This is a genomic window from Bradyrhizobium sp. RDM12 (assembly GCF_051917485.1).
Classification (GTDB): domain Bacteria; phylum Pseudomonadota; class Alphaproteobacteria; order Rhizobiales; family Xanthobacteraceae; genus Bradyrhizobium.
The window spans coordinates 5,859,959-5,885,066 of sequence record NZ_CM133064.1 but is presented as its reverse complement, the minus strand read 5'-3'; the positions used below and the strand labels follow the sequence as shown (position 1 = coordinate 5,885,066).

General features: G+C 63.5%; 18 protein-coding genes and 5 pseudogenes. 10 read left to right on the top strand and 13 right to left on the bottom strand.

Annotated features, from left to right (window positions below; genetic code table 11):
* Nucleotides 1–171 precede the first annotated feature (171 nt).
* A complete protein-coding gene (locus ACTGJ9_RS28950; protein WP_456673847.1) occupies nucleotides 172–1,386 on the bottom strand; it encodes an IS91 family transposase in 1,215 nt (404 codons plus the stop codon).
* A gap of 12 nt (nucleotides 1,387–1,398) precedes the next feature.
* A pseudogene (locus ACTGJ9_RS28945) lies at nucleotides 1,399–2,288 on the bottom strand (tyrosine-type recombinase/integrase).
* Between the two features lie 605 nt (nucleotides 2,289–2,893).
* Here ACTGJ9_RS28945 and ACTGJ9_RS28940 point away from each other — a divergent pair.
* From ACTGJ9_RS28940 to ACTGJ9_RS28915, 6 genes and pseudogenes are all read left to right on the top strand, one after another.
* Nucleotides 2,894–4,096, top strand: coding sequence for a calcium-binding protein (locus ACTGJ9_RS28940; RefSeq protein WP_456673846.1), 1,203 nt, complete (start codon nucleotides 2,894–2,896; stop codon nucleotides 4,094–4,096).
* A gap of 240 nt (nucleotides 4,097–4,336) precedes the next feature.
* On the top strand, nucleotides 4,337–5,542 hold the full coding sequence (locus ACTGJ9_RS28935; protein ID WP_456673845.1) for a calcium-binding protein: 1,206 nt from the start codon (nucleotides 4,337–4,339) through the stop codon (nucleotides 5,540–5,542).
* A 367-nt stretch (nucleotides 5,543–5,909) separates the two neighbouring features.
* Entirely contained in the window at nucleotides 5,910–6,047 is a 138-nt protein-coding gene (locus ACTGJ9_RS28930) for a YunG family protein (protein ID WP_456673844.1), read from the top strand.
* A gap of 187 nt (nucleotides 6,048–6,234) precedes the next feature.
* Nucleotides 6,235–7,322: pseudogene (locus ACTGJ9_RS28925) on the top strand (TRAP transporter substrate-binding protein).
* 245 nt (nucleotides 7,323–7,567) lie between these two features.
* Nucleotides 7,568–8,242, top strand: coding sequence for a response regulator transcription factor (locus ACTGJ9_RS28920; protein ID WP_456673843.1), 675 nt, complete (start codon nucleotides 7,568–7,570; stop codon nucleotides 8,240–8,242).
* Between the two features lies 1 nt (nucleotide 8,243).
* Nucleotides 8,244–9,590, top strand: a complete 1,347-nt coding sequence (locus tag ACTGJ9_RS28915) for an ATP-binding protein (RefSeq protein WP_456673842.1) — start codon at nucleotides 8,244–8,246, stop codon at nucleotides 9,588–9,590.
* Nucleotides 9,591–9,648: 58 nt separating this feature from the next.
* Here ACTGJ9_RS28915 and ACTGJ9_RS28910 read toward each other — a convergent pair whose 3' ends face one another.
* The 6 genes and pseudogenes from ACTGJ9_RS28910 to ACTGJ9_RS28885 form a co-directional block, all read right to left on the bottom strand.
* The gene (locus tag ACTGJ9_RS28910; RefSeq protein WP_456673841.1) at nucleotides 9,649–10,938 is read right to left on the bottom strand and encodes a M20/M25/M40 family metallo-hydrolase; all 1,290 of its coding nucleotides are present in this window, start codon (nucleotides 10,936–10,938) and stop codon (nucleotides 9,649–9,651) included.
* Between the two features lie 189 nt (nucleotides 10,939–11,127).
* Nucleotides 11,128–12,729 carry a TRAP transporter large permease gene (locus ACTGJ9_RS28905; protein ID WP_456673840.1) on the bottom strand — a complete coding sequence of 534 codons (1,602 nt, stop codon included), beginning with the start codon at nucleotides 12,727–12,729 and terminating at the stop codon, nucleotides 11,128–11,130.
* Nucleotides 12,726–13,265, bottom strand: coding sequence for a TRAP transporter small permease subunit (locus tag ACTGJ9_RS28900; protein WP_456673839.1), 540 nt, complete (start codon nucleotides 13,263–13,265; stop codon nucleotides 12,726–12,728). The genes ACTGJ9_RS28905 and ACTGJ9_RS28900 overlap by 4 nt, the downstream gene beginning before the upstream one ends.
* Before the next feature lie 316 nt (nucleotides 13,266–13,581).
* Nucleotides 13,582–14,616 carry a GTP 3',8-cyclase MoaA gene (moaA, locus tag ACTGJ9_RS28895; RefSeq protein ID WP_456673838.1) on the bottom strand — a complete coding sequence of 345 codons (1,035 nt, stop codon included), beginning with the start codon at nucleotides 14,614–14,616 and terminating at the stop codon, nucleotides 13,582–13,584.
* A 110-nt stretch (nucleotides 14,617–14,726) separates the two neighbouring features.
* Nucleotides 14,727–15,206, bottom strand: a pseudogene (locus ACTGJ9_RS28890) (hypothetical protein).
* A 153-nt stretch (nucleotides 15,207–15,359) separates the two neighbouring features.
* Nucleotides 15,360–16,033, bottom strand: a pseudogene (locus ACTGJ9_RS28885) (HAD-IA family hydrolase).
* Between the two features lie 156 nt (nucleotides 16,034–16,189).
* Between ACTGJ9_RS28885 and rpiA the strand changes: the two are divergent.
* From rpiA to gor, 3 genes are all read left to right on the top strand, one after another.
* The gene (gene rpiA, locus ACTGJ9_RS28880; RefSeq protein ID WP_456673837.1) at nucleotides 16,190–16,921 is read left to right on the top strand and encodes a ribose-5-phosphate isomerase RpiA; all 732 of its coding nucleotides are present in this window, start codon (nucleotides 16,190–16,192) and stop codon (nucleotides 16,919–16,921) included.
* Nucleotides 16,918–17,439, top strand: a complete 522-nt coding sequence (locus tag ACTGJ9_RS28875; RefSeq protein WP_456673836.1) for a DUF2059 domain-containing protein — start codon at nucleotides 16,918–16,920, stop codon at nucleotides 17,437–17,439. The genes rpiA and ACTGJ9_RS28875 overlap by 4 nt, the downstream gene beginning before the upstream one ends.
* A gap of 80 nt (nucleotides 17,440–17,519) precedes the next feature.
* Nucleotides 17,520–18,920 carry a glutathione-disulfide reductase gene (gor, locus tag ACTGJ9_RS28870; RefSeq protein ID WP_456673835.1) on the top strand — a complete coding sequence of 467 codons (1,401 nt, stop codon included), beginning with the start codon at nucleotides 17,520–17,522 and terminating at the stop codon, nucleotides 18,918–18,920.
* Between the two features lie 50 nt (nucleotides 18,921–18,970).
* Here gor and ACTGJ9_RS28865 read toward each other — a convergent pair whose 3' ends face one another.
* The 5 genes and pseudogenes from ACTGJ9_RS28865 to ACTGJ9_RS28845 form a co-directional block, all read right to left on the bottom strand.
* A complete protein-coding gene (locus ACTGJ9_RS28865; protein WP_456678662.1) occupies nucleotides 18,971–20,008 on the bottom strand; it encodes a porin in 1,038 nt (345 codons plus the stop codon).
* A gap of 119 nt (nucleotides 20,009–20,127) precedes the next feature.
* Nucleotides 20,128–21,208: pseudogene (locus tag ACTGJ9_RS28860) on the bottom strand (IS5 family transposase).
* Between the two features lie 76 nt (nucleotides 21,209–21,284).
* On the bottom strand, nucleotides 21,285–21,896 hold the full coding sequence (locus ACTGJ9_RS28855) for a hypothetical protein (protein WP_456673834.1): 612 nt from the start codon (nucleotides 21,894–21,896) through the stop codon (nucleotides 21,285–21,287).
* A 228-nt stretch (nucleotides 21,897–22,124) separates the two neighbouring features.
* Nucleotides 22,125–22,592, bottom strand: coding sequence for a hypothetical protein (locus tag ACTGJ9_RS28850; protein WP_456673833.1), 468 nt, complete (start codon nucleotides 22,590–22,592; stop codon nucleotides 22,125–22,127).
* A gap of 131 nt (nucleotides 22,593–22,723) precedes the next feature.
* Nucleotides 22,724–23,863: a hypothetical protein gene (locus ACTGJ9_RS28845; RefSeq protein ID WP_456673832.1), complete on the bottom strand. Its 1,140-nt coding sequence runs from the start codon at nucleotides 23,861–23,863 to the stop codon at nucleotides 22,724–22,726.
* Between the two features lie 265 nt (nucleotides 23,864–24,128).
* On the opposite strand from ACTGJ9_RS28845, the gene ACTGJ9_RS28840 reads away from it, so the two are divergent.
* Nucleotides 24,129–24,695 (top strand): hypothetical protein, encoded by a 567-nt coding sequence (locus tag ACTGJ9_RS28840; RefSeq protein WP_456673831.1) that lies wholly within the window; start codon nucleotides 24,129–24,131, stop codon nucleotides 24,693–24,695.
* Nucleotides 24,696–25,108 lie beyond the last annotated feature (413 nt).

The following is a 25,108-nucleotide window of genomic DNA, read 5'->3' as shown; positions in this document are numbered from 1 at the left end:
GTGGCGACGAACCTGGCCGGCCGATAGGGATAGGCAGAACTGGTATCGCGCAGTGGCGATCGAAACGAGAAAACGGCATTGCCCTGGCACGTGGGCGAGACCGTTGATTACCGGTCGAGGGCCGGCGAACCTGACACGCAGGTTTTTGAGTTTGAGGCGCGCCGAGCATGATCATGAAGTGTCGATCCTGATCACGGCGGTGGATGCTGCCGGCCGGTAGCCCGGGGTGCCGCGTTGGAACGTCTCGATAATGATCATGCGACCGCCGCAGCACGGACACTGGTGCTCGGGCGGCTTGGGATCGTCGGCCTCGGCGCAACCGCTATCCGCGGCCTCGGGCTGTACCGCCGGCATATCGAGCAGGCGGCGCGCTCGGGCGATATTGTCGGCGCGCCTGCCGCTGGCGAGAAGGCCATAGTGGCGGATGCGGTGGAGGCCGTGCGGAAGGACGTGGATGAGGAAGCGGCGGATAAACTCGCCGGTTGAGAGCGTCATGAGCTTCTGGCGATCGCGACCATCGGCACGATAGTCTTTCCACCGGAAGGTGACACCGGTGCGGTCACAGGCGATCAGTCGGCTGTTGGCAATGGCGACGCGGTGGGTATAGCGCGACAGATAGGCCAGCACCGCCTCAGGTCCACCGAACGGACGCTTTGCGTAGACGACCCATTCGGCTCGCCGCAGCGGAGCCAGATAGGCCGCGAACGCCTGCGGGTCGACGAGTGCAGCGTAGTTGCCGAAGAACTTCAGCTGGCCGGTCTGATGTGCAGCGAGCAGCCTCTCCAGCAACAGCCGTCGGAACAGGCGCGAGAGGACGCGCACCGGCAGGAAGAAGCCGGGCCGGCACGCCACCCAGCGCTCGCCGTCGAGCGAGATGCCGCCGCCCGGCACGATCATATGCACGTGCGGGTGATGGGTCATAGCCGAGCCCCAGGTATGGAGAACCGAGGTGATGCCGACGCGGGCGCCGAGGTGCTTTGGATCGGCCGCGATGGTGATCAGGGTCTCGGCCGATGCCTTGAACAGCAGGTCGTAAATGACGGCCTTGTTCTGGTAGGCGATATCGGCGATGGCCGCCGGCAGCGTGAACACCACATGATAGTACGGCACCGGCAGCAGATCGGCTTCGCGGTCGGCGAGCCATTCCTTCGCCGCGGCGCCTTGGCACTTCGGGCAGTGCCGGTTGCGGCAGGAGTTGTAGGCGATGGTGGTATAGGCGCAGTCCGCACAGCGCGCGACATGGCCGCCAAGGGCCGCCGTGCGGCAGCGCTCGATCGCCGACATCACTTTCAACTGATCGAGGCTGACATGGCCGGCATGGGCCTGACGCCAGGCCGGGCCATGGCGGCGGAAGACATCCGCAACCTCCAGCGCCGGGCGCGACACGGGAGTCGCGCGTCAGGCAGGCGGCTCGGCCTTGGGCTCGTTCTTCTTTGGAAGCAGCGGCGCGAGACGGTCCAACGGGCTCATGACATCGCGGATCGTCTTGGTCGCAACCCGGGTGTAGAGCGCCGTGGTCTCGAGTTTGCCGTGGCCGAGCAGGACCTGATCACCCGAATGTCGATGTTCTGTTCGAGCAGGTGAGTGGCAAAGCTGTGGCGCAAGGTGTGCGGCGTCACCCGCTTCGCAATCTCCGCGATCTCGGCCGCGGCATGGCAGGCGCGCGTGAGCTGGCGCGTCGTCATCGGGTTGGCCGGGTTCTGGCCCGGAAATAGCCAACCCTGCGGCCGTGCGATGCGATACCACTCGCGCAGAAGATCGAGCAGCACCGGAGAAAGCATGGCATGGCGATCTTTGCGGCCCTTGCCCTGCTCGACGCGCAACATCATGCGCTGGGAGTCGACATCGGACACCTTCAGCGAGATCACCTCCGAAACGCGCAGCCCGGCGCCGTAGGCGACGCTCAGCGCCGCCTTGTACTTGATGCTCGGCGCAGCCTCGAGAAAGCGCGCAACCTCCTCGGGGCTCAAAACAACCGGCACCTTGCGCGGCTCGTGCATGAACGCCAGCTGCTTGGCAAGGTCGGGACGATCAAGCGTCACATTGAACAAGAACCGCAGCGCCGAGACGGTGGCGTTGATCTTCGGCGTGCCCGCGTCACATGATGCCAGATGCAGACGGAAGCCGCGCACGTCCTCTGCTTTGGCCGCATCGGGTGATCGCCCGAGAAACGCGGCGAACTCCTTGACCCTTTGCACGTAGTCATGTTGGGTCTTTGGCGCGAACTTGCGGATCGACATGTCTTCGATCATGCGCCGGCGTAACGGGCTCACGGCCTGGTCGGTCATGGAGGTGCTCCTGCCTTGAGTGAGGTTTGCAGTTCCTCGATCTCAAGACAGGACGCTTCCGCACGCTACGCCCTCGATAGTCGCTAGATGCCCGCCCCAAGCGCCCTACCGCGCGAGCGGTTTAGTCCTGTGGCCCAAAGCCCAAAGAGCGCCTCGGCCGCCGCGATGTCTGTTGTCGCCGGCAAACCGGACGCCGAGCTGAACTTGCCTCCACCGCAGCTTTTGATCAAACCGGACGTGGGGGATCCGCTCAGCCCCGGTCCTTGATTGGCTCTGATGCTGTTTGCTCGTTCTCATGCGGATTTGGGCCAGGAAAAAGCCCAGGCGGAGCTAACCGGCCTGGGACCGCAAGTCTGATCGGCACCGTGGCTTGCCGCGACGCCGGCATCACCAACGTAGATCCTCGCCGACAGTTCCACCGACATTCTCGTTCTCGCCGCGCGACCGCAGATCCGTGCGAGCAATCAAACTCTCTCCTGAATTCTTGCAAATCTCTGCCATCTACCAACGGTAGATTTGCTCCCGGTGAAGCGCGTCGATCAAGCGTGTCGCAAAACTTGTGCACACGTCAGGCCCGCTTCCGACAATGAAATGGGAGTTACGCCATGCAGCATCTGCCGAACGATACCTTCGACGTCACTCTTGACCAGTTTGGTCAAACCGAGATCGTGTACGGAGATCTCGGCTTTCCCGCAGCCAAGGACGTCTGGGGTGGCAACGACAGCGTGACGGCGACCGTCACAGAACTCAATACGAGACTCACGATCTTCGGTGAAGACCACACGACTTTGCTTGGTCACTCGCAAGGCGGAAACGATACGCTCATCGCCGACGTCGGCGGCGGCTGGAATACGGCCGTCGTGGTCGGCGATACCCAATCGATGATCGACGACGCCAAAGGCGGCAACGACACCATTGTCGCGGATGCCCATGGCACGGTCTACACCATCGTCTCGGCTTTCGGTGACGCCGCGGGAGACATGTCGGGCAATGCGCAGGGCGGCAATGACGACATCACCGGCTCGGTCGCGTGGCGCGGCGGCGAGAACCAGTTCGCCGGCGATGCCGGTGGTTCCATGATCGACACTTCGCACGGCGGCAACGACACACTCGATGTCAGCGTGCTCACGGCGGACGGCGGGGCGACGGTCAGCGGCGACGCCATCGCTTCCCTCAGGGGGCTTGCGCAGGGCGGCAATGACAATTTGACCTTAACCTTGGATGGCGACAGCGCCATCTCAGGTGGAACCCTCTCGGGAGATTCGTCGACATCGCTGATGGATCTGACCCAGGGCGGCGACGACGTGCTCACCGCGAAGCTCGACGGCCAGGGCACGGATGCCGTTCCGCAGATGTACGGCGATGCGCCGACCATGGTGGGCAATTCTCATGGCGGCAACGATATCCTCAACGGCAGCGCGGGCCGGGATTTCATCTATGGCGACGCGGCGACCTATAAGCCCGCATCGCCCGGCTCGATTACCGGCGGCATCGACACGCTGAACGGCGGAGCTGGCGACGACCAGATGTGGGGCGGGGGAAACAGCGACTTGTTCGTCTTTAACACCGGGTCCGGCAACGACACGATCAACGACTTCGATCAGGGCAACAAGGCGGTCGGCAGCACCGCTGTGGAACACGATCTGATCGACGTGCAGGGCTACGGCTTTGCGGACTGGACGGCGCTGTCGAAGCTGATCAGCGACAACACCGCCGGCGACGCCGTGATCCATCTCTCCGCCAATGACTCGATCACGCTGGCAGGGATTCACCCGGCAAACCTGCATCCGACCGACTTCATTATCTGAGGAAGCAGAGCAACAGCGGCGGCAGCGTGCCGCGACGCGCAGGATGCCATCGCGATTGCGACTGTGCGTTTCGCCACGCGGCGCAGCGGCACTTGTCGCGATCAAACTCTGTCCCGAATTCCAGCAAACCTCCGCCATCGACCCAAACTAGATTCGCCTCCGTGAAGCGTGGTCACAACACATCGCGCAAGAATTTGCCGATGTCACGCCCGCGCCGGACAATGGAATGGGAGTTACGCCTTGCAACATCTGCCGAATGACACGATCGACGTCTTGCTCGACCAGTTTGGTCAAATCGAAACCATCTATGGAGATCCGAACTTTCCGACCGGCACCACGGATGCCTGGGGCGGCAACGACACCGTGACGGCAACCATCACCCAGCCCGAAGCGCGAGCCACGATCTTTGGCGACGACAACACGACGTTGCATGGCCAGTCCCACGGCGGCAACGACACGCTCACCGTCGACTTCAACTACGGCTGGAACACCGCCTTTGTGGTCGGCGATGCCCAGGCGATGACCGACAACGCCAGGGGCGGCAACGACACGATCAATGTCGAGGACCACTCGATGTACACCAGCGTGCATGCTTTCGGCGACGTCGCCGGCGACATGTCGGGCAATTCGCACGGCGGCAGTGACACCATCACCGGCGCGGTGGGCTGGCGAGACTACGACAATGTGTACGCCGGCGATGCCGGTGGTTCCATGAGCGGCACGGCGCAGGGCGGCAATGACACGCTCAACATCAGTTTGATCACCCGGGAGGGCGCAGCGCAGGTCAGCGGCGACGCCGTCGGTTCCATGGGGGGCGATGCGCATGGCGGCAACGACAACCTCAACTTGACCATGAGCGGCGAGAACGTCTGGGCCGGCGCCTCGCTGTCGGGAGATTCCTCTACGTCCCTGACAGACAACGCGCAGGGCGGCGACGACATTCTCAGCGTCAAGATCAGCACCCAGTACACCGACGATGCGTCCGATGTGCTGTTCGGCGACGCTCCGACCATGTCCGGCAATGCCCATGGCGGCAACGATATCCTCACCGGCGGAGCGGCCTCTGACCGTCTTTATGGCGATGCGGCGGTCTATAATCCCGCGACGCCGGGCTCGATCACCGGCGGCAGGGACGTTCTCAACGGCGGCGCCGGAAATGACGAGCTTTCGGGCGGAGGAAACAGCGACACCTTCGTCTTCAACAAGGGCTCCGGCAATGACCTCATCACCGACTTCAATCAAGGAAACAAGGCGGTCGGCAGCACCGCGACCGAGCACGATCTGATCAACCTGCACGATTACGGGTTCGCGGACTGGACGGCGGTGTCGAGCCTGATCAGCGACAATGCCGCCGGCGATGCGGTGATTCATCTGTCGGCGAGCGACACCGTCACGCTCGACGGCATCCACGCGGCGAGCCTGCACCCGACCGACTTCGTCATCTGAGCGAGTTGCTCTGAGAGACCAACCATCTCGCCCCGCCTACAGCGGGGCGAGACCCGGGAGAAGGGCAATCGGCGCGCAGCCCGATACGGCGCGCGTCGTTTGGTGCACCTCCGCCTCGTCATTGCGAGCGCAGTGAAGCAATCCAGAGTCCCTCCGCGGAAAGATTCTGGATTGCTTCGCTGCGCTCGCAATGACGAACGGATGGAGATGGGCCGAGCCCGAGCCTCGATGCCGTTTGACACGTCCGGCAAAACAGTGGCACCTCGCCATCATCGCGTAATCCGAATTTTCGTCGCGGCAATGGACTGGATTGACGATGAGCTTCGATCCCGATGAAGTTCAAAACGCGCTGCGCAAAGTATGATCGTTGTCGACCGCGAGCCAGTGGAGCCCGACCAATCCAGCGGCAGGGCAATGCAACGTCACGTCGCTGCTCATTCACGAACTCTTCGGCGGCGAGGTCGCCTATGCGCCCTTTTCGGACATCGAGCCATGTCCGACTTAAGTCTATTGTCTGCACCAAGGCCGAGATCCGCCACCTGCATCGTCCGCCGAACAGGGCCCCGCGTGGAGGCCGGCCTTTTTCTTTGCCGCAGTGCGATCACGGTGGCATTCGGCCAGACGCTGCGCCATGCTGGCCACCAAGCCTCGGCAAGAAGGCTCACAATCACCATCCATCAGGGCAGGAAACCATGAAGAGACGAGACTTCATCAAGGTCACAGGACTTGGTGCGGCCGGTGCCGCCACACTCGCGGCTCCCGCGATTGCGCAGTCGATGCCGGAGATCAAATGGCGTATGCCGACGAGCTGGCCGAAATCGCTCGACACGCTCTATGGCGGCGCCGAGCTAATGAGCAAGATGGTCGCCGAGGCGACCGACAACAAATTCCAGATCCAGGTCTTTGCGGCCGGTGAGATCGTGCCCGGCCTTCAGGTGCTGGACGCCGTGCAGAACGCCACCTGCGAGATCGGCCACACCGCGTCCTATTATTATTCGGCAAGGACCCGACCTTCACTTTCGGCTCGTCGGTGCCGTTCGGCCCGAACATGCGCATCAACCAGGCCTGGTACATGCTGGGCGGCGGACGCGAGATCCTCAACGAGTTCTACAAGAGCTACAACGTCGTCTCGCTGCTGGCGGGCAACACCGGCTGCCAGATGGGCGGCTGGTTCAGGAAAGAGGTCAACACGTCGGATGATCTCAAGGGCATGAAATTCCGGATCGGCGGCTTTGCCGGTCGCGTGCTGCAGAAGCTCGGCACGGTGCCGCAGCAGCTTGCCGGCGGCGACATCTACCCGGCACTGGAGAAGGGCACCATCGACGCCGCCGAATGGGTCGGTCCCTACGACGACGAGAAGCTCGGCTTCTACAAGATCGCGCCGCACTACTACTATCCTGGCTGGTGGGAGGGCGGCCCGATGCTGCTCGCCTTCGTCAACCTCGACAAATGGAATGCGCTGCCGAAATATTATCAGAGCGTGCTCACGCAGGCCGGGCATTACTCCAACAACTACATGATGGCCCGCTACGACCAGGCCAATCCGCTCGCGCTGAGGAAGCTGCTCGCCAACGGCACCAAGCTGCACGCGTTCCCGCCGCCGATCATGGACGCCTGCTACAAGGCTGCGAAGGAGCTGCACGACGAGGTCTCGGCGACCAACCCGAACTTCAAGAAGGTCTACGAGTCCCTCACCAAGTTCTCCAACGACAGCTACGCCTGGTTCCAGGTCGGAGAAGTCGGCTACGACATCTTCATGGCGCGTCACTCGCAGAGCTGAGTGGTGGTGCAGGTCGGCGAGGTATTCACGGCCCCCGGGGCGAGAGCTCCGGGGCCGTTGCATGACAGGGCCTGTCGCCACGGCTGTTGATCGCTTTCAGCGTGCCGGCAAAGCTTACACACAGCTTACGGAGAGCGAAAAGCCGGGCGGGGCTGCCTTTTGCTGGCCGAAACCGGGCGGATGGTGGATGAGATCAGAGCGGCGCAGGGCCGCATATTTGCAACGGAATATCCGGCGGGAATGCGATGCGTCTTCTGATCGTCGAGGACAATGTCGAGCTGTCGCGGCTCGTGGCCAGCGGGCTGGCGGCGGCCGGCTATGAGAGCGATATCGTTGGCAGCACCGAGGAGGCGCGCGAGGCGGTGCACAATGTCAGCTATGCCGCGATGATCCTCGACCTAGGCCTGCCCGACGGCGACGGCCTGTCGGTGTTGCGCGAACTGCGGCGGCAGATGGAGCCGCTGCCGGTGCTGGTGCTGACCGCGCGCGGCGGCGTGCAGGACCGTGTCAATGGCCTGCGCAGCGGCGCCGACGACTATCTGGCAAAGCCGTTCGCGATGGAGGAGCTGGTGGCGCGGCTGGAGGCGATCCTGCGCCGTCCGGGCCAGTTGCTCGGGCGCTCGCTGCGGCTCGCCAATCTCGTCTACGATACCGAAAGCCGCCAGATCTTCATCGACGACAAGCCGCGGATCATCTCGTCGCGCGAGACCTCGGTGCTTGAGATCCTGCTGCGCCGGCAGGGGCGCGTGGTGCCGAAGAAGAATGTCGAAGATCACATCTTCGGCCTCGATGGCGAGGTCGCATCGAACGCGGTCGAAGTGTATGTCTCCCGGTTGCGCAAGCAACTTGCCGAGCACGGCGCCAGGGTCGTGATCCACACCATCCGCGGCGTCGGCTACATGATGGCCGAGGAGAAATAAGGTGGCCGCCGGGTTGTTCGTCAGGCCTTCATTCAAATCGCTGATCTCGCGCATCGTGTTTCTGCACATCATCGCGGTCGCGGTGGTCGCGATCTTCCTGCCGCTGGTCTTGTTCTGGCTGTTGAACTCCGAGATCGACCAGCTGCATCGCGCTGCGATGCGCGCCCAGGCCGAGACGCTGGCCGAGCGTATCGCGGTCCAGCCCGACGGCAGGGTGACATTCAATCTGCCCGACAGTCTGCGCGGCCTCTACTCGGAAGCCTACGGCCGCTACCAGTACGACATCCGCGATGCCGACGGACGCCTGCTGTTCTCGTCGCACAAGAAGACCGGGGACGCGGAATCGGAGTCGATCTCCGGCGCCAGCGTGACCCAGACGATCGGCAATACCATTGTTCGCATTCAGGTGGCGGAAGACCTCTCGCATCGCGACGTCATCACCGACGACATCGTCTCCAACTTCTTCCGCCGGGTCGGCTGGATCACCATCCCCATTCTCCTGATCCTGCTCGCCATCGACATCATCATCTTCCGCCGCGCGATCGCCCCGTTGTGGATGGCGTCGGAGGAGGCCAGCAATATCGGCCCGTCGCGCACCGACATTCGATTGCCGACGGAGCAGATTCCGCGCGAGATCATGCCGCTCGTCACCGCGGTCAACCGGGCGCTGGATCGTCTCGAGGACGGCTTTCGCGTGCAACGCCAGTTCACGGCCGACGCCGCGCATCAATTGCGCACGCCGCTCGCGATCCTGCGCACGCGGGTCGAGACGCTCGGCAACGATGCGGCGAGGCATGCGCTGCATGACGACATCGAGGGCATGAGCCGGATCGTCGCCCAGCTCCTGGAGATCGCCGAGCTCGACACGCTGGTGCTCGATCCCGGCGAGACCGCGGATTTGCGCGCCGTCTGCGCCGAGGTCGTCGGCGCGATCGCGCCGTTCGCGATCGCGCAGCACAAGGACATCGCGCTCCGGGGCGCCGAGGCGCCGGTGATGATCCACGGCAATTCCGAGATGCTCCAGCGCGCGATCTTCAACCTCGCCGAAAATGCCATCAAGTTCACCGCGCAGGAGACTTCGGTCGACGTCGAGGTCGGCGACGACGGTTCGGTGCGCGTGCGCGATTGCGGTCCGGGCATCACGGAAGCCGAACGCGAGCTGATCTTCCAACGCTTCTGGCGCCGGGATCGCCAGCGCAGCGACGGCGCGGGCCTGGGCCTTTCGATCGTGCGCGGCGTCGCCGACGATCACGCCGCAACGGTAGCGGTCGACAATCTCCCCGGCGGCGGCGCCGAGTTCACGCTGCGGTTCAGGCTGGCGGAGAGAGAGCATAAATCGCCGAGATGAATTGGCGCAACTCGGGCGGTGCACCTTCTCCCACAAGGGGAGAAGGAAGAAGAGGCGCTTACTTCAGCTTGCCGGTGGACAGATCCATGATCATGCGCGTGGTCAGGTAGAGGCGCGGCACGATGGTGTCGAGCTTGACGTATTCGGCATCGTTGGAATGCGCGCCGAAACCCGACAGGCCCATGCCTTCGACCACGGCGCCCCTGGTCTTGAGCGCCGCAAACGCGGCATCGGTGCCGCCGCCGGTCGCCTTCTCGTCGACCTTGAGGGGCATCCCGATCTCCCCGTAGATCGTCTTGCCGTAGGCCGCGACATGGCGCGAGGCGTCGTTGGCTTCCAGCGGCGGACGGCGCACCTCGAACTTCAGCTCGACCTTGGAATCGGGCAGCAGGCGGTTCTTGATCCTGTCCTGCAGCGCCTTCTCCAGCTCGTTGAAATCCGCGACCTTGAGCGCGCGCGCATCGGCCTGCGCCGTGGCTTCGGCGGGGATCACGTTGCGGTTGGTGCCGGCCTTGGAGACGGTCCAGTTCAGCTTCAGGCCCTGCTCGGGCTTTGACAGGTCCTTCATCTGCAGCACCTGGTGCGAGAGCTCATAGAGCGCATTGATGCCGCCCTCGGGCCGCGCGCCCGCATGCGAGGACTTGCCGGTCACCGTGAGATAGGCCGAGCCGATGCCGCTGGTGGCGAGCCGCAGCGTGCCGTCGGCGCCGCCGCCCTCGAACGAGAACACGACGTCCTGATCGGCGGCGAGTTTGGTGATGGTGCTGCGCCAGCCGGGCGAGGAGATCTCCTCGTCGCCGTTGGTCAGCACGGTCAGCGTGCCGTAATCCTTGAAATTCAGCTTCTGCAGCATCGCCACGGTATGGAGAATGAGGGCGACGCCTTGCTTGTCGTCGGCAATGCCGAGGCCGTAGGCCTTGTCGCCGTCGATGCGGAACGGCTGGTCCTTCAGCATGCCCTTCAGGTACACCGTGTCCATATGGGCGATCAGCATGATCTTCTTAGCTCCGGTGCCCTTGAACACCGCGTGCACGGCCGGACCGATCTTCTCCGGCGTGTCGTCGAGGCGATAGATGTCGGTGGGCTGCAGGATCTCGACGGTGCCGCCGAGCTGCCTGAGCTGGTCGGCCACACGGCCTGCGATCAGGTTCAGACCCTCGAAATCCTTGCTGCCGGATTCAATGCCGACGAGATCGCGCAGCGTGTCGAGCAGCGGCTGCTGCTCCTTCTGCGCCAGCGCGTGCACATCGGCCACCGGTTCGGCGCGGACGACGGTCGCGGCACAGGCGAGCCAGAGCGAGGCGATCAAGGAACCAGCAAGCGAGGAAGCGGGGTGCGGTCGAAGCATAGGCGGCGTTCCATGACTTGAGGATGCTGCACCCTCTCCCCTTGTGGGAGAGGGTGGCTCGCCGCGATAGCGGCGAGACGGGTGAGGGTTCTCACCGCGACTCGAACTCTCGGACGAGCGCGCGGAGAAAACCCTCATCCGGCGCTTTGCGCCACCTTCTCCCATAAGGGGAGAAGGAAGAAAGCGCCGCTACTTTTGCGGCGGGCCGAGATCCAGCGGCGGCAGATCGATCTGCGGCACCTCGATCCTGACCTTGTCGAGATCGACATTGACCGGCTTGTCCAGCAGGCCCGTCACCGTGATCGGGAAGGCGATCACGATCAGCACCATGATCATCTGCAGGCCGATCCAGGGCATCGCGCCCCAATAGATATCCGAGCTCTTCACTTCCTTCGGCGCGACGCCGCGCAGGTAGAACAGCGCAAAACCGAACGGCGGATGCAGGAACGAGGTCTGCATGTTGACGCAGAGCATGACGCCGAACCAGATCAGCGCCGGGCCGTCGCCGACGACGGGTCCGAGAATCTTCTGCGCGATCGGCGCGATCATCGGCAGGATGATGAAGGCGATCTCGAAGAAGTCGAGGAAGAACGCCAGGAAGAAGATGAAGAGGTTGATGAAGATCAGGAAGCCCCAGACGCCGCCGGGCAGCGAAGTCAGGAGATGCTCGAGCCAGACGCCGCCGGAGACGCCGAGGAACACCACCGAGAAGCAGGTCGAGCCGATCAGGATGAAGGTGACCATGCAGGTGAGGCGCATGGTGGATTCGTAACCCTGCTTGATGAGGTCGCGCAGGTCGGGGATGCGCGCGGCCTGGATGCAGATCCAGGCCACCGCCAGATATGTCACGGCGAACGCGAGCTTGAAGATCAGGTTCTCGGCGAACAGCATCGCGACGATGGTGCCGATGCCGGCGGCGATCACGCCGATGATCAGAACCTTGCGGTCGGTCGAGGTGAAGTCCTTGTGATGGATCGCGGCGAGCACGATGGCGCCGACCGCGCCCATTGCGCCGGCTTCCGTCGGCGTCGCAAGGCCCATCATCATGGTGCCGAGCACGACGAAGATCAGCACGGCCGAGGGGATGATGCCCATCAGGCACTTCTTCCACAGCGCCCAGCCGGTCAGCGTGCGCGCTTCCAGCGGCACCGGCGGCACGTGCCCCGGCTTGATCAGGCCGAGGACGAAGGTGTAGCCGGCGAACAGCATGATCTGGAACACCGAAGGACCCCAGGCGCCGAGATACATGTCGCCGACCGACTTGCCGAGCTGGTCGGCGAGCACGATCAGGACCAGCGAGGGCGGCACCAGCTGCGTGATGGTGCCGGAGGCCGCCAGCACGCCGGTGATGTAGCGCATGTTGTAGCCGTAGCGGATCATCACCGGCATCGAGATCAGCGCCATGGCGATGACCTGGGCCGCGACCGTGCCGGTGATGGCGCCGAGGATGAAGCCGACGATGATGACGGAATAGCCGAGACCGCCGCGGACCGGCCCGAACAGCTGGCCCATCGAATCCAGCATGTCCTCCGCAAGTCCGCATCTCTCCAGGATCGCGCCCATGAAGGTGAAGAACGGAATCGCGAGCAGCAGCTCGTTGGAGAGCACGCTGCCGAACACGCGGCCGGGAATTGCCTGGAGGAAGTTGAGGTCGAAGAAACCGAGATGGATGGCGAGGAAACCGAAGGACAGGCCGACCGCCGCGAGCGTGAACGCGACGGGGAAGCCGATCAGCATCGCCAGAACCAGGCCGCCGAACATCAACGGCGGCATCATTTCCAGCGTAATCATTGGGTCGGCCTCTCGTACTTGGCGTCGATGGTCACGTAGCCCTGGAGAGCCGCGATACGCTTGATGACTTCGGAAACACCTTGGAGCGCCAGCATCACGAATCCGGCGGGAATCACGAACTTGATCGGCCAGCGGACCAGGCCGCCGGCATTGCCCGACATCTCGCCGACGTTGTAGGCCTGCATGAAGAACGGCCACGACAGATAGGCGAGCAGGAGGCAGGAGGGGATCAGGAAGAACAGCGTGCCGATCATGTCGAGCCAGAGCTGGCCGCGCTCGGACAGGGTCAGATAGAAGATCTCGACCCGCACATGCTCGTTGCGCTTGAAAGTGTAGGACGCTCCGAACATCACCAGGATCGCGAACATGTACCATTGCAGCTCCAGCCAACCGTTGGAGGAGTTGCTGAAGGCGTAGCGGATCATGGCGTTGGCCGCGCTGACCAGGCAGGCGAGAAGCACGAGCAGGTTACAGACGTACCCAATCTTTTCATTGAGGGCGTCGATGGCGTTGCTCACCGCCAGCAATGGACGCATCTTACTTTCTCTCCGTCGCGGCCTAACACTTTACGGGAGGCTTCAGCACGCAACGCTCGGCCGGCGTGCGAAAAGCACGCGACCGCACGGATCAGAGTCCGGAGCGATTGCGGCGTCAGTCCTCCCCTCGTGCCTTGCCGTCTTGACCGCGACCGCCAACGGGGCGGGCCGGCTTATTGCTGCCGGGCAAGCAAAGGCGGGGGCACCAAATCAGCGGGCTTGTGCGCCGTCAATCGGAAAATGGACAAATTGGCGGCGACTCAAAAGCTTAAGAGCGCAAAAGCTTGAGGGAGCCGCTGCGGCGGGCGGTGAATCCTCAGCCGCCGGTGACGCTCATGTGCCTGGAGACGCTGGGGCGGTCGTGGCGGCGGTCGATGATGAAATCGTGGCCCTTGGGCTTCAGCCCGATGGCGCGGTCGATGCTCGCGGCAAGCAGCGTGTCGTCATTGGATGCACGCAGAGGTTTGCGCAAATCGGAGGCATCCTCGTGACCGAGGCAGGTGTGCAGCGTGCCCGTGCAGGTGATGCGCACCCGGTTGCAGGATCTGCAGAAATTATGGGTCATCGGCGTGATGAAGCCGAGCTTGCCGCCGGTCTCGGTGACGCTGACGTAGCGCGCCGGGCCGCCGGTGCTTTCGGCGAGGTCCGTCAGCGTGAACTGCTGGGCGAGCCGCGCGCGCACCAGCGACAGCGGCAGATACTGGTCGATGCGGCCCGAACCGATCTCGCCCATGGGCATCACCTCGATCAAGGTCAGCCCCATGCCCTTGCCATGGGCCCAGCGCATCAGATCGGGGAGCTCGTCCTCGTTGAGATTCTTCAGCGCCACCGCGTTGATCTTCACCGCGAGGCCAGCGGCGCGCGCCGCCTCGATGCCTTCCAGCACCTTGTCGATCTCGCCCCAGCGCGTGATCTCGCGAAACTTCCTGGGATCAAGGGTGTCGAGCGAGACGTTGATGCGGCGAACGCCACAATCGGCGAGCTCCCGGGCATGCTTTGCGAGTTGCGTGCCGTTTGTGGTCAGCGTCAGCTCGCCCAGCGCGCCGCTCGTGAGGTGGCGCGACAGCGAGCGCACCAGCGACATCACATTGCGCCGGACCAGCGGCTCGCCGCCGGTGAGCCGCAGCTTCTTCACGCCCTTGGCGATGAAGGCGGAACAGAGCCGGTCGAGTTCCTCGAGCGTCAGCAGGTCGGCCTTGGGCAGGAACGTCATGTCTTCCGACATGCAATAGAAGCAGCGCAGATCGCAGCGATCGGTGACGGAGACGCGCAGATAGGAGATGGTCCGCCCGAACGGATCGGTCATCGCGCTTGACAGCGGGGTGCGGGACGTCGCGGGAGATCCGTTCATACCAATTGCCTTGCCAACTGCCTTATCGCTTACGGCGACGGACGCACCTTCACTTCAGCGGTGCTCTGGATGCAATCTAAGCATCGCGCAGGCGGAGGACAATCGGCAGATTAACGCTTGCCCGCGTTCGATCGGGGAACGCAGAACCGGCCGCGGGCGCTGCAGCATCGGCCGGCGCCGCGGCGGCGCGGCTGCGGCCGGTTTCGGCTTCTTCGGCCGGTGCGGCTTCTTCTTCACCGGCTTGGGCAGCACCGCGGGCTGAAGCTCCGCGAACACCGGGTTCGGATCGGTGGTCACCGAAGCGGGCGTGGTGAAATCGCCGGGATTCTTGATCACGTTCACCGGCACGCTGGTCGGCTGGTACTTGTTGAGCACGTAGTCGACGGTGAACGGGCCTCCGGCGCGGGAACCGAGACGGAGCAGGGGGTCTTGCAGCCCGGACCGAGCGACGTCCTGGCGTCGGCCCCCGCCGGATTGGATTCGAGCCGGACCTGGACGGTCGGGGGCGCCGATTTGAACATATCCCAGGACATCGAGGAGCAGCCACCCAGGCTCGCTCCCGCTAACGCAATCGCGATGACACGACGCATGACCATCCACTTCTACTGCGACGAACCGCCACATAACCCCGCCCGACCTTAGGAGTGTCGCTCGGGGCAAGCAACCGGCGGAGCGCGCATAGTTAAGAGGTGGTTAACGCCGAACCCCTGAAATAACCGAGCAATCTCAGGACTTTGCTCGGCCTAACCCGTCATCAGACTGTGGGCGGCGGCCGGCAGGTCGCGCATGTGATGGATCAGCCGGTCCGGCTTCAGATCGGCGATCGGCACGTCCGTGTAGCCGAAACTGACCCCGATTACAGGCACGCCGGCGCGCCGGGCCACGCCGACATCGGTTCCGGCGTCGCCGACCATGATGCTGGCTTTGACCTCGCCGCCGGCCCGCGCCACGGTCTCGCGGAAAATGGTCGGATCAGGCTTCTGGATTCCAAAAGTGTCCGCGCCGCAGATCGCCGCGAATCGCCGGCTCAGGTCGAGTTGGTCCAAAAGCCGCTTCGACAGAAATTCCAGCTTGTTGGTGCAGACCGCGAGCCGATGGCCCTGGGCCGCCAACAGGTCGAGCGCGTCCAGGAGTCCCTCGAAGGGGCGGGATCGACCGCGATATGGTCGGCGTAATAAGCGATGAAATCCGCCGTCATCCGGTCCATCTCGGCCGGCGTGACCGTGCGGCCCTCGGCCTCCAGGCCCCGCTCGATCAGCTTGCGGGCGCCGGCGCCGATCATGTTCCGGGCCGAGGCCATCGGCACCGGCGGCAGGCCTTCGCGGTCGAGCACGTAATTCAGCGCAGTGATCAGGTCGGGCGCCGTATCCACAAGCGTGCCGTCGAGATCGAAGACGAGGGTGTAGGGGGAGATCATGGTCCAAGCGCTACCGGCCCGGCCGTACCGACGCAAGGGGCGGGGCCATAAGATCGGCTTATAGGCCCATTCCCAGACCCTGTTCTCCGGGGAAAACGAGGCTACATAGGCCCGCCGCAACCGACGGCACCCCTGACATGAGAGGCAACCTCAGACGTGAACATGGACCAGTTGAAGCGGCAGGCTGCGGCGCGCGCGCTGGAAGAGGTGCGTGACGGCATGCAGCTCGGCCTCGGCACCGGCTCGACCGCCAAGCATTTCGTCGAGCTGCTGGGCGAACGCGTCGCCGCCGGCCTGAAGGTGATCGGCGTGCCGACTTCCGAGTCGACCCGTGCCGATGCGGAGCGCTGCGGCGTGCCGCTGACCACGCTCGATGAGATCGAGCATCTCGATATTACCATCGACGGTGCCGACGAGATCGATCCCGAGCTCAATTTGATCAAGGGCGGTGGCGGTGCGCTGCTGCGTGAGAAGATCGTGGCCGCCGCTTCGGATCGCATGATGGTGATTGCCGACGACACCAAATGGGTGCCGACACTCGGCCGCTTTCCGCTGCCCATCGAAGTCATTCCGTTCGGGCTTGGCGCGACGCGTCGGGCGATCGAGAAGGCATTTGCGGAGTGCGGCGTTTCCGGGCAAATGGCGGTTCGCAAGGCCAAGGGCGGGGTCAAGGATGGCCACGTTTTCGTCACCGATGGCGGCCACTGGATCGTCGATGCCCAGCTCGGACGTATCGTGGATCCGGCCAGCCTCGCCAAGGCGTTGAGCGCGATCCCCGGCGTGGTCGAGCATGGGTTGTTCATCGGCTTGGCCAGCTCGGCTGTTTTGGCGGGTGGCGAGGGAATTCGCGTGATTGAACGGCGAAAGCCGAAAGGAGACTGGAAATGAAGAGCGTTTTGAAGATCGTGCCCGCTGCGTGCCTCGCCTTCGCGCTGGCACTGAGTGCGGTGCCTGCGACCGCGCAGCACCAGGCAGCCCCGGCGGCACCCTCTCCGGCGTCGATTGCGGCGGCGAGGGAGATTTTGACGCTGAAGCATGCCAGCGCGATATACGAAAATGCCGTGCCCGGCATGGTGGAGAAGGTCAAGGCCACGCTGATCGGGCAGAACCTCAACTACCAGAAGGATCTCAACGAACTCGCCCCGATCGTTGCCAAGCAGCTTGCCGGCCGCGAGCAGGAGATCGGCGATGGCATGGTGGGGGTCTATGCCGGCGAGTTCACCGAGCAGGAGCTGAAGGATCTCGTCACATTCTACAAGTCGCCGCTCGGCCAGAAGCTGATCACCAACGAGCCCAAGGCCATCAGCCTCAGCATGCAGGTCATGAACGCGTGGGCACAGAACTTCTCCGAGGTCGTCGCGAGCGCGTTCCGCGCCGAGATGAAGAAGCGTGGCAAGGAAATGTGACAATACCTATCTGACAGGGATAGCTGATCAGGAAGCCCCGGAGCGCGTCGCGGTTTGGGTTGAAGAGGTCGGAGTGGACAATGGCTGAATTCGACGTCGACCTCTTTGTCATCGGTGGCGGTTCGGGCGGCGTGCGTGCCGCCCGCATCGCGGCCGGATACGGCGCCCGCGTGATGATCGCGGAAGAGTACCGCATGGGCGGCACCTGCGTGATCCGCGGCTGCGTGCCGAAGAAGCTGTTCGTGATCGGCTCGCATTTCCGTCACGAACTCGAGGATGCCGCCGGCTTCGGCTGGACCGTTCCGCCCGCAACCTTCGACTGGCCGACGCTGATCGCCAACAAGGACAAGGAAATCGCGCGGCTGGAGGCGGCCTACACGGCCAATGTCGAGAAGTCGGGCGCGCGGATCGTCAAGAGCCGCGCGCTGATCGAGGACAAGCACACCGTCCGCTTGCTGGCGGACGACAAGAAGATCACCGCAAGATACATCCTCATCGCGACCGGTGGCGCGCCCAATCACGGCGCGGCGATCCCGGGCATCGAGCATGTGATCTCGTCCAACGAGGCGTTTCATCTGAAGCAGCTTCCGAAACGGATCGTGATCCAGGGTGGCGGCTACATCGCGCTGGAGTTTGCCGGCATCTTCGCCGGCTTCGGCTCCGACGTCACCGTGATCTATCGCGGCGACAACATTTTGCGCGGCTTCGACGAAGACGTCCGCGCGCACGTGCGCAGCGAGATGGAGAAGCAGGGCATCACCATTCTCACCGGCTGCACGGTGAACAAGGTCGATCGCCATCTCGATCGCAATGGCGATGAATTCACCACGCACCTGTCGAACGGATCGAGCCTCGCGTCCGACCAGGTGATGTTCGCGATCGGCCGCCATCCGGCGGTGGCCAATCTCGGCCTGGAGAAGGCCGGCGTCGCCATCAACCCCAGGAATGGCGGCATCGCGGTCGATCATTTCTCGAAGAGCTCGGTCGACAACATCTACGCGATCGGTGACGTCACCCATCGCTTCAACCTGACGCCGGTCGCGATCCGCGAGGGCCATGCCTTTGCCGACACCGTGTTCGGCAAGCGTACGGTGCAGGTCGATCATTCCACCATCCCGACCGCGGTGTTCTCGCAGCCGGAGGTCGGCACCGTCGGTCTGACGGAAACCGAAGCGCGGGCGCAGTTCAGCCACGTCGACATCTACAAGACGACGTTCCGCCCAATCAAGGCGACGATGTCGGGCCGCGACACCCGCGTACTGATGAAGCTCGTCGTCGACGGCTCGACCGATCGCGTGCTCGGCTGCCACATCGTCGGCGATGGCGCCGCCGAGATCACGCAAGTTGTCGCGATCGCGGTGAAGATGAAGGCGACGAAAGCCGATTTCGACGCGACCATTGCGCTGCATCCGACCGCGGCCGAAGAGCTGGTGACGATGCGCACACCGACCGCGCGCCACGTGCGCCAGGCGGCGGAGTAGGCGCTCACGACGGGGAGCCGCGACGGGCTCCCCGCTGTCTTCTCTTCCGGTCAGAAGTCGAACGTCATTCCAGTGGTGACCGCTTCGGCCTTGTTGCCGGCAACGACGTTGTTGTTGGCGTCGCGTCCGCAGACAGCGTAGCCGTGCCCGCTGGCGCCGAGGCAGTAATGTGCGCCGGGTCCGTTGCGCAGATAGCTGCCCACCAGGTACCAACTCACGAACGGGCTGAAGTGATACTTCACGCCGAGTGCGTACTGGTCTGCGCTGGAGTCCACACTGTTGAGCGCGAAGTCGGCGGCACCGGCTGGAGCGGAGACCGCGACCCCGGGGGTGGGATAGGCATTGAGAACGCCGGTGCCGGGCGAGCCCGGCGACGCGTTGGCGTGCGCCCATGATGCGCTGACATCCAATTTGTCGACCGTCTGGGTCGCGCTCAGGAAGTAGCCGTCGCGCGAGCGCTCGTTGAAGGCGGCAACCGTATGCTCGCGGCGCATGATCTCGTAGATGCCGTAGAGTTGCAGGCTTCCGATCATGTCGTTGAACTTGTAGCCCGCGCCGACTTTTGCTGCCCATTCGTTGGCGATGCCGACAGCACCCGCCGGCACGGTCAGAACGCCGCCGTTGCTCAGGGGCGTCACTGCCTCGTCGCCGGTTCGGTTGGTTCCTTCGTGGAATTCGTAGGCGGCGATGCCCGTGAACCCGCCCTGATTGTAGGTCAGCGACGCGCTGTAGAGATTGCCGTAGGAGCCGTCGGTGCAGCCTTCCGGCGCCGATGTCAGCGGGAAGCCCGAGCCGCTGCCGCGCGACGACGTGGCAGGGCAATTGAAATCGCCGAGCGCGTAGTCGCTGTTGTCCTTCGCGGTGTTCTGTCCCGGCGAGGCCATGACGGAAGCCTGGAAGCCGTTCCATATCGGCGATTCATACCAGATCGCATGCGACGCGCGCCAATCGAACTCGGCGCGGAGATCGCCGCCGGTGTTGCCCATGATCGAGTTGTAGTCGCCGAGCGTGGCCGAGAACGGATCGAACTTCGCCGTCGCTTTCTTGTAGGCGTGTCCGCCTTGCCGGCCTTGATCGTGCCCTAGCAGTTTGCTGAAAAATCTTGAAATGGAGAGTTTTCTTATTCTGTCCGGTCGTTGTTGGGGCGGCGTGGCGGAGTTGGATGTGATTTCTAGCCTGGTGTTGGGGGCACCCTGACGCCGGGTGGCTAAGGGGCAAGCAGTTTTGGAATGCGGATCAGGTTGTAGGCGATCAGATTGAGCAGGAAGTCGGCGGCGACGCGAGCGATGCCGCGATGTTTGGTCTTGCGCATGGTGCCGTGTTGCTTGCCCCATCCGAAAATGCACTCGACCATCGCCCGGCGCGATTGCGACATGCCGTACCCTGGATGCCGCGTGGTTCGTTCGTCGATGGCGCTGTTGCGGGTCTTTTTGGTGACGGCCTGGTTCTGTGTCACATGCGGCGTCACGCCGATGGCGCGAAGATTGGCGACATGATCGGCGGTATCGTACGCCTTGTCCTCACCGGCCGTGATGCGGCGGCCTGCGGCTTTGCGTCTCGCCTTCAGCATGGTCTCCGAAGCCCGGCGTTCGGCGGTGCCATTGGCATGCGTGACCCTGCCGGCCACCGCCAGCCCATGCCGGTTCTCCATGGTGGCGTGGCCCATATAGCAAAGCTTGGCCTCCCGTCCGGCCGCCTTGCGATAAAGCCGGCTGTCGGGGTCACTGGTGCTCGCGATGGGTGTCGTTCTTGCGCTTCTGGCCATGGAAGTTCGCGCCGTCATCATCGTCGCCGCTGCCGTCCTTGGGACGAAAGCTCTTCTGTGAAGCCCAGGCTTCGATCAGCGTTCCATCCACCGAGAAGTGCTCGTCCGACAGCAGCGGCTTGACCTGTGGATGGTTGAGAAGCCTGGTCATGAACTTCGTGAATACATCGCCGTTCTGCAGCCGCTCCCGGTTCTTGGTGAAGGTGGTCGGGTCCCAAACCGGATCGTCCGGCGACAGTCCCACAAACCACCGATACAAAAGATTGTAGTCCAGTTGCTCCATCAACTGACGTTCCGAGCGGATGCCGTAGAACACCTGCAGCAGCAGCGCACTTAGCAATTGCTCCGGAGGGATCGAAGGACGTCCCTCGCTGGCGTAGAGCCTCCCAAGGCTGCGGTTCAAATCACTCAAAACATCCCGGACAAGTTCCCGGACCTTCCGCAGCGGGTGGTTCGCTGGCACACGCTTATCCGGCGCGATGTACGAAAACAGGCCGCCCTGATCCGTAAACCTGCCGCGCATGATCGCCTCCGCCGAATCGAGATGATAAGTGAATCATCAAGCCCTCTCCGTGGCGAGGGGGTTCTTCAGCAGACTGCTAGGGCGTTTCCATGCCGAGGAAGCTGTCGCGGGTGCCGAACGCTGCGCGCTCGGTCGGAACGGCCGCGACCTCGACGAGCGACTCGAACTGCGCGATGGCCGCCCATCCGGGATAGCCATAGGGATCGAGGTTGTGCCGCGCGCGAACGCCGAAATAGGTGAGGTTGCTGGAAACCCCAAGTTTCGTTCCCTGGTCGTAGACGCCCGGATTGAAGATGTCGCCCGAGAGATCGACGTGGCCGTAGAGCGTCACGGTCGTGTTGTCGATGAATGGATTGGCGCCGGGTGCCTTGCTGTAGAGCGGAGCGCCGCCGATGCTGACGACGGTGTGCTCGGGCGCAGGTGCCGGTGAGGGCGCGACCCCGCGTGCAGAACCGGATTGCCCCTTGGGCGAGGCCGGCGCGACCGCCGTCACCGCGGCCTTCGACTCGCCGATGTGATTGACGCGTTCACGAAGCAGCGCGTTCTCCTTTGCAAGCTTGGCATTGTTGCGCTCGAGCGCATCAAGGCGGGCGACGACGTCATCTATGGTTGCGGCGTGTAGTGGATGACAAATTGTAGTTGTAAAAAGGGCCGCAAAACCTGTGCCGAGCAGAAAGGCCTTCCTCATCGTGTTTCCCTCTATCGCCGCGGGCTCTCAATGGGCCCGGGATAAAGCGGAAGGTAATGTATGCCAGATACAGTATACAATTGAGTTCCTGTGACGCAGCTCACTTTCCGGCCGGACTGTGTCTGATCGGCAACTATTCCCGACAAAGCGTGTCGCGCGGCGATCTGCCGCATTGTGGCGCCCCGGATTGGTTTCGCGTCAAAAGGGGAGTGGCTTCCGCGCCTTAGGTCAATCGCCCCATGGCGTTTCGCCGCGCGCGAGACGGCTGGCGATGTCGGTCTGGAACACGGGTGGCCCGAACGCGAACCACTCCTCGCCGGTCTGGTAGACGAGCAGCCGTCTGTTTTCCGCGCAGAATCGCGTCAGCCAATCCAGCGCCTTCTTCTTTGGCTGCTCACCGACAGGCACCACGACGTCAACAGGCAGGCCGCGCCAGAAGAAATTGGCAGCCAGCATGATCATGCTGGATTGATCCGGCCGCATCCAATCCGGCAGCGGGCTCGATGCGATCAGCCAGCCGCAGACGAATTCGCGGCAGGGATGCTGCGGGCGTTCCGGATAGATCGAACAGCACTGGGCGATGCTGAACGGACACGGTTGCCCCTTGCGTACCTTGTGACCGCGGACCTCGATCTGCAGCCAGCCATCGCAGCAGGCGGTGCAGCTTCCGCAGGTTCTGGTGATTTCGGAGCTCACGGGCGAAGCTGGTGCTCCAGGCGCATCTCGATCGCCTATGAACTACCAGCAGCATTCGCTCAGGGACAAGGTTTCTTCAGCAGACCGGACCTGCAGCGGAGAGAACCAGATGCGTTGCATCGGCTTCGCGCTTACGCGTACAGATACCCGACCGGCTTGCCTTCGGTGCGCAGGGGACGAACGTCCTTCTGCGTGATGATCTGGCCGGCCAGGCCGTCGATCTCGTCGCGTTGGGTCGGCGTCCAGCTGCGAAGATCGTTCATGCCCCTCAACAGGCCGAGCCGCAGGACCTGGGTGTTTTCGCCAAGGCCCACGAGGCTGATCGAATCCTTGCCCGCCGTCACGACATCGCCGGCTGTGAGCTCGAAGGTCTCGCCGGCCTTCTTCTTGAATTCGGCCGTGCCGCGAATGACGCGATAGACCACCACCTCGCCCCCGGCGAAACAGTCGGCATTCGCCGCGATGGACGCGCTCTTCGGCAACAGCGAGTGGCCGCGTGGGTCGGTTGCGATGATGTGGCCGGTGACGAGATGGCCGCTTGGAATCTCGATCCCGATATCGCGCACATAGACCGGCAGAGCCGATTTCACGGGGCTGTCGACGAGCGGCTTGAACAATGCATCGATTGCGAGCGGATCCTGAAGCCAGAAGCCTCCATCGGCCGGACGATCGTGCAGCGGATGGCTCCAGGCCACGCGCGGCGTCTCGGCTTCGTCGATCTGATCGGGGCCGACGATGGTCGGATTCGGAAAGGTGGTGGGATCGGTGATGAAGGCTTCGAGGAATTTGCCCGAATAGCCCATCGAGATCGGATCCGGCACCGCCGTCTGCGGCGTCTTCAAATTCTCTTCGGTCGACAGACCCGACCAGGTGTAGAACAGCTGGCGATGCACGATCGCGCTTTGCAGCATCACCGCGCCCGGACCGACATTGTAGTAGCGCCCGTCATAGTCGAAGGTGAAGGCGCCCGAGGTGACCAGCACGAGCTGAAAGCCGCCCGGCGGCAGATGCAGATGAAAGTCGGTGGGGCCGGTGTCGGGGCGATAGATCGGCAAATTGGTCGCGACTTCGTGGAGCAGGAAGGTTTCGTTGTTGGCGTGAAAGCCTTCGTTGGCGCGGTTGTAGAGGGCTTGCGGACGATACGTCGCTTCGAACTTCGCATGGCGGTCGCGATCGATCGCCACAAAATCCCGGTTATTGAGGCGGAGCGGCGCGCCGTTGGGATGGGTGAGGCCGGTCGTCCTGAGATCGCCCGCAGCATGCACGTTCATGACGTTCTCCGCTCTGCGCCATTGCCAGCTTGCAACGTCACTGCGAATTTTGGGCCAGTTGGGTAGCGGATCGGCAAACGGGCCCGCGCCGTGACGCGGCGAGCCCCGCCAGGAAAAAATCCGGTGGTTGCACACAAGGTTAGATCGCCTACTTGGCTTGACCGTCCGACGCAGCGCCAGTGCCTTGGGCTTCCGGGTGTGCGGCAAGAGCTGGCTAATTTGTCAGCAAGCCTCGCCAGCGCGCGTGCAGTCGTGCCCCTTGGGGATGGACGGCGACATCGCCATTCGTCTGGGGACGATTGACAATACGTTCGTGTTTTGTTCTTATGTTGCCACCGAGAGGGAGGCAGCCATGGACAACCGCATCAACGACATCCGAAGAACGATCAGAGCGCTCCGCGTCAGCATGCGCGAGGCTGAAGCGATCATGCATGAGCAGATCAATCGCGATGAGGACTGCAGCTTCGTGGCACAGGAGCTCATCAAGATGCGCTTGGTCATGAGCCTACTCGCAAAGGAGCGAACTGCGCTCGGTGACAACGAGCCGATCCTCGTCAACAGCTTCCTCATCCGCGGCGCCGGCCGCCGCGAAAGCCGGCCGCGGCTGCTGCCCCGACCGTCGCGTCGGTGTTCGGTCCACGCCAGGTGGCGAGGGCTTGACGCAGGGGTGGCTCAATCAAAGGAGCGAGGCGCGGCCCGATCCGGTTTGCCGGCCGGGCTGTCCGCCCACTTCGCCATCTCCATGGTCCGCGCGTCGACACCCTCGCACCAGAAGCAGCTGGGATTTGTCAGGCCCTTCTCGGACAGGATCGGGACCAGGCTGTGGCCGTAACCGGCGCACCGATTGATGTCAGTCATTCATTCCCTACAGCGTAGCAAGTTCATAAGAGACGTTTTCGTTGGTCAAGCTTGCGCGGGCGCTATGACGGCGCTGGAGCGCGCTGTCCCGTGTGGTGCGCGTCTCCGATACCGTCGATGCCGCGATCCATCGCGATGCGGCAGTGATGTCGTCTCCATTCTCGCGATAGGCGCGCAGCTGGAATTCGGCCGAGCTTCCGCGCGCCACGATCGTGCGGCAGTGCTCGACCTCGGCGCTTAGGTTCCCGTCTGCAATATGCCGTGAGGGGCACTAACGATCCGCACTGCGTCACGGTTCCGGCTGCCGGCTGACACAGATATCGTCGGGCAGGGGTTGTCTTAATCCCGGCGCGATATAAAACAGCCCTTGGGTGCTCGCTGCATTGG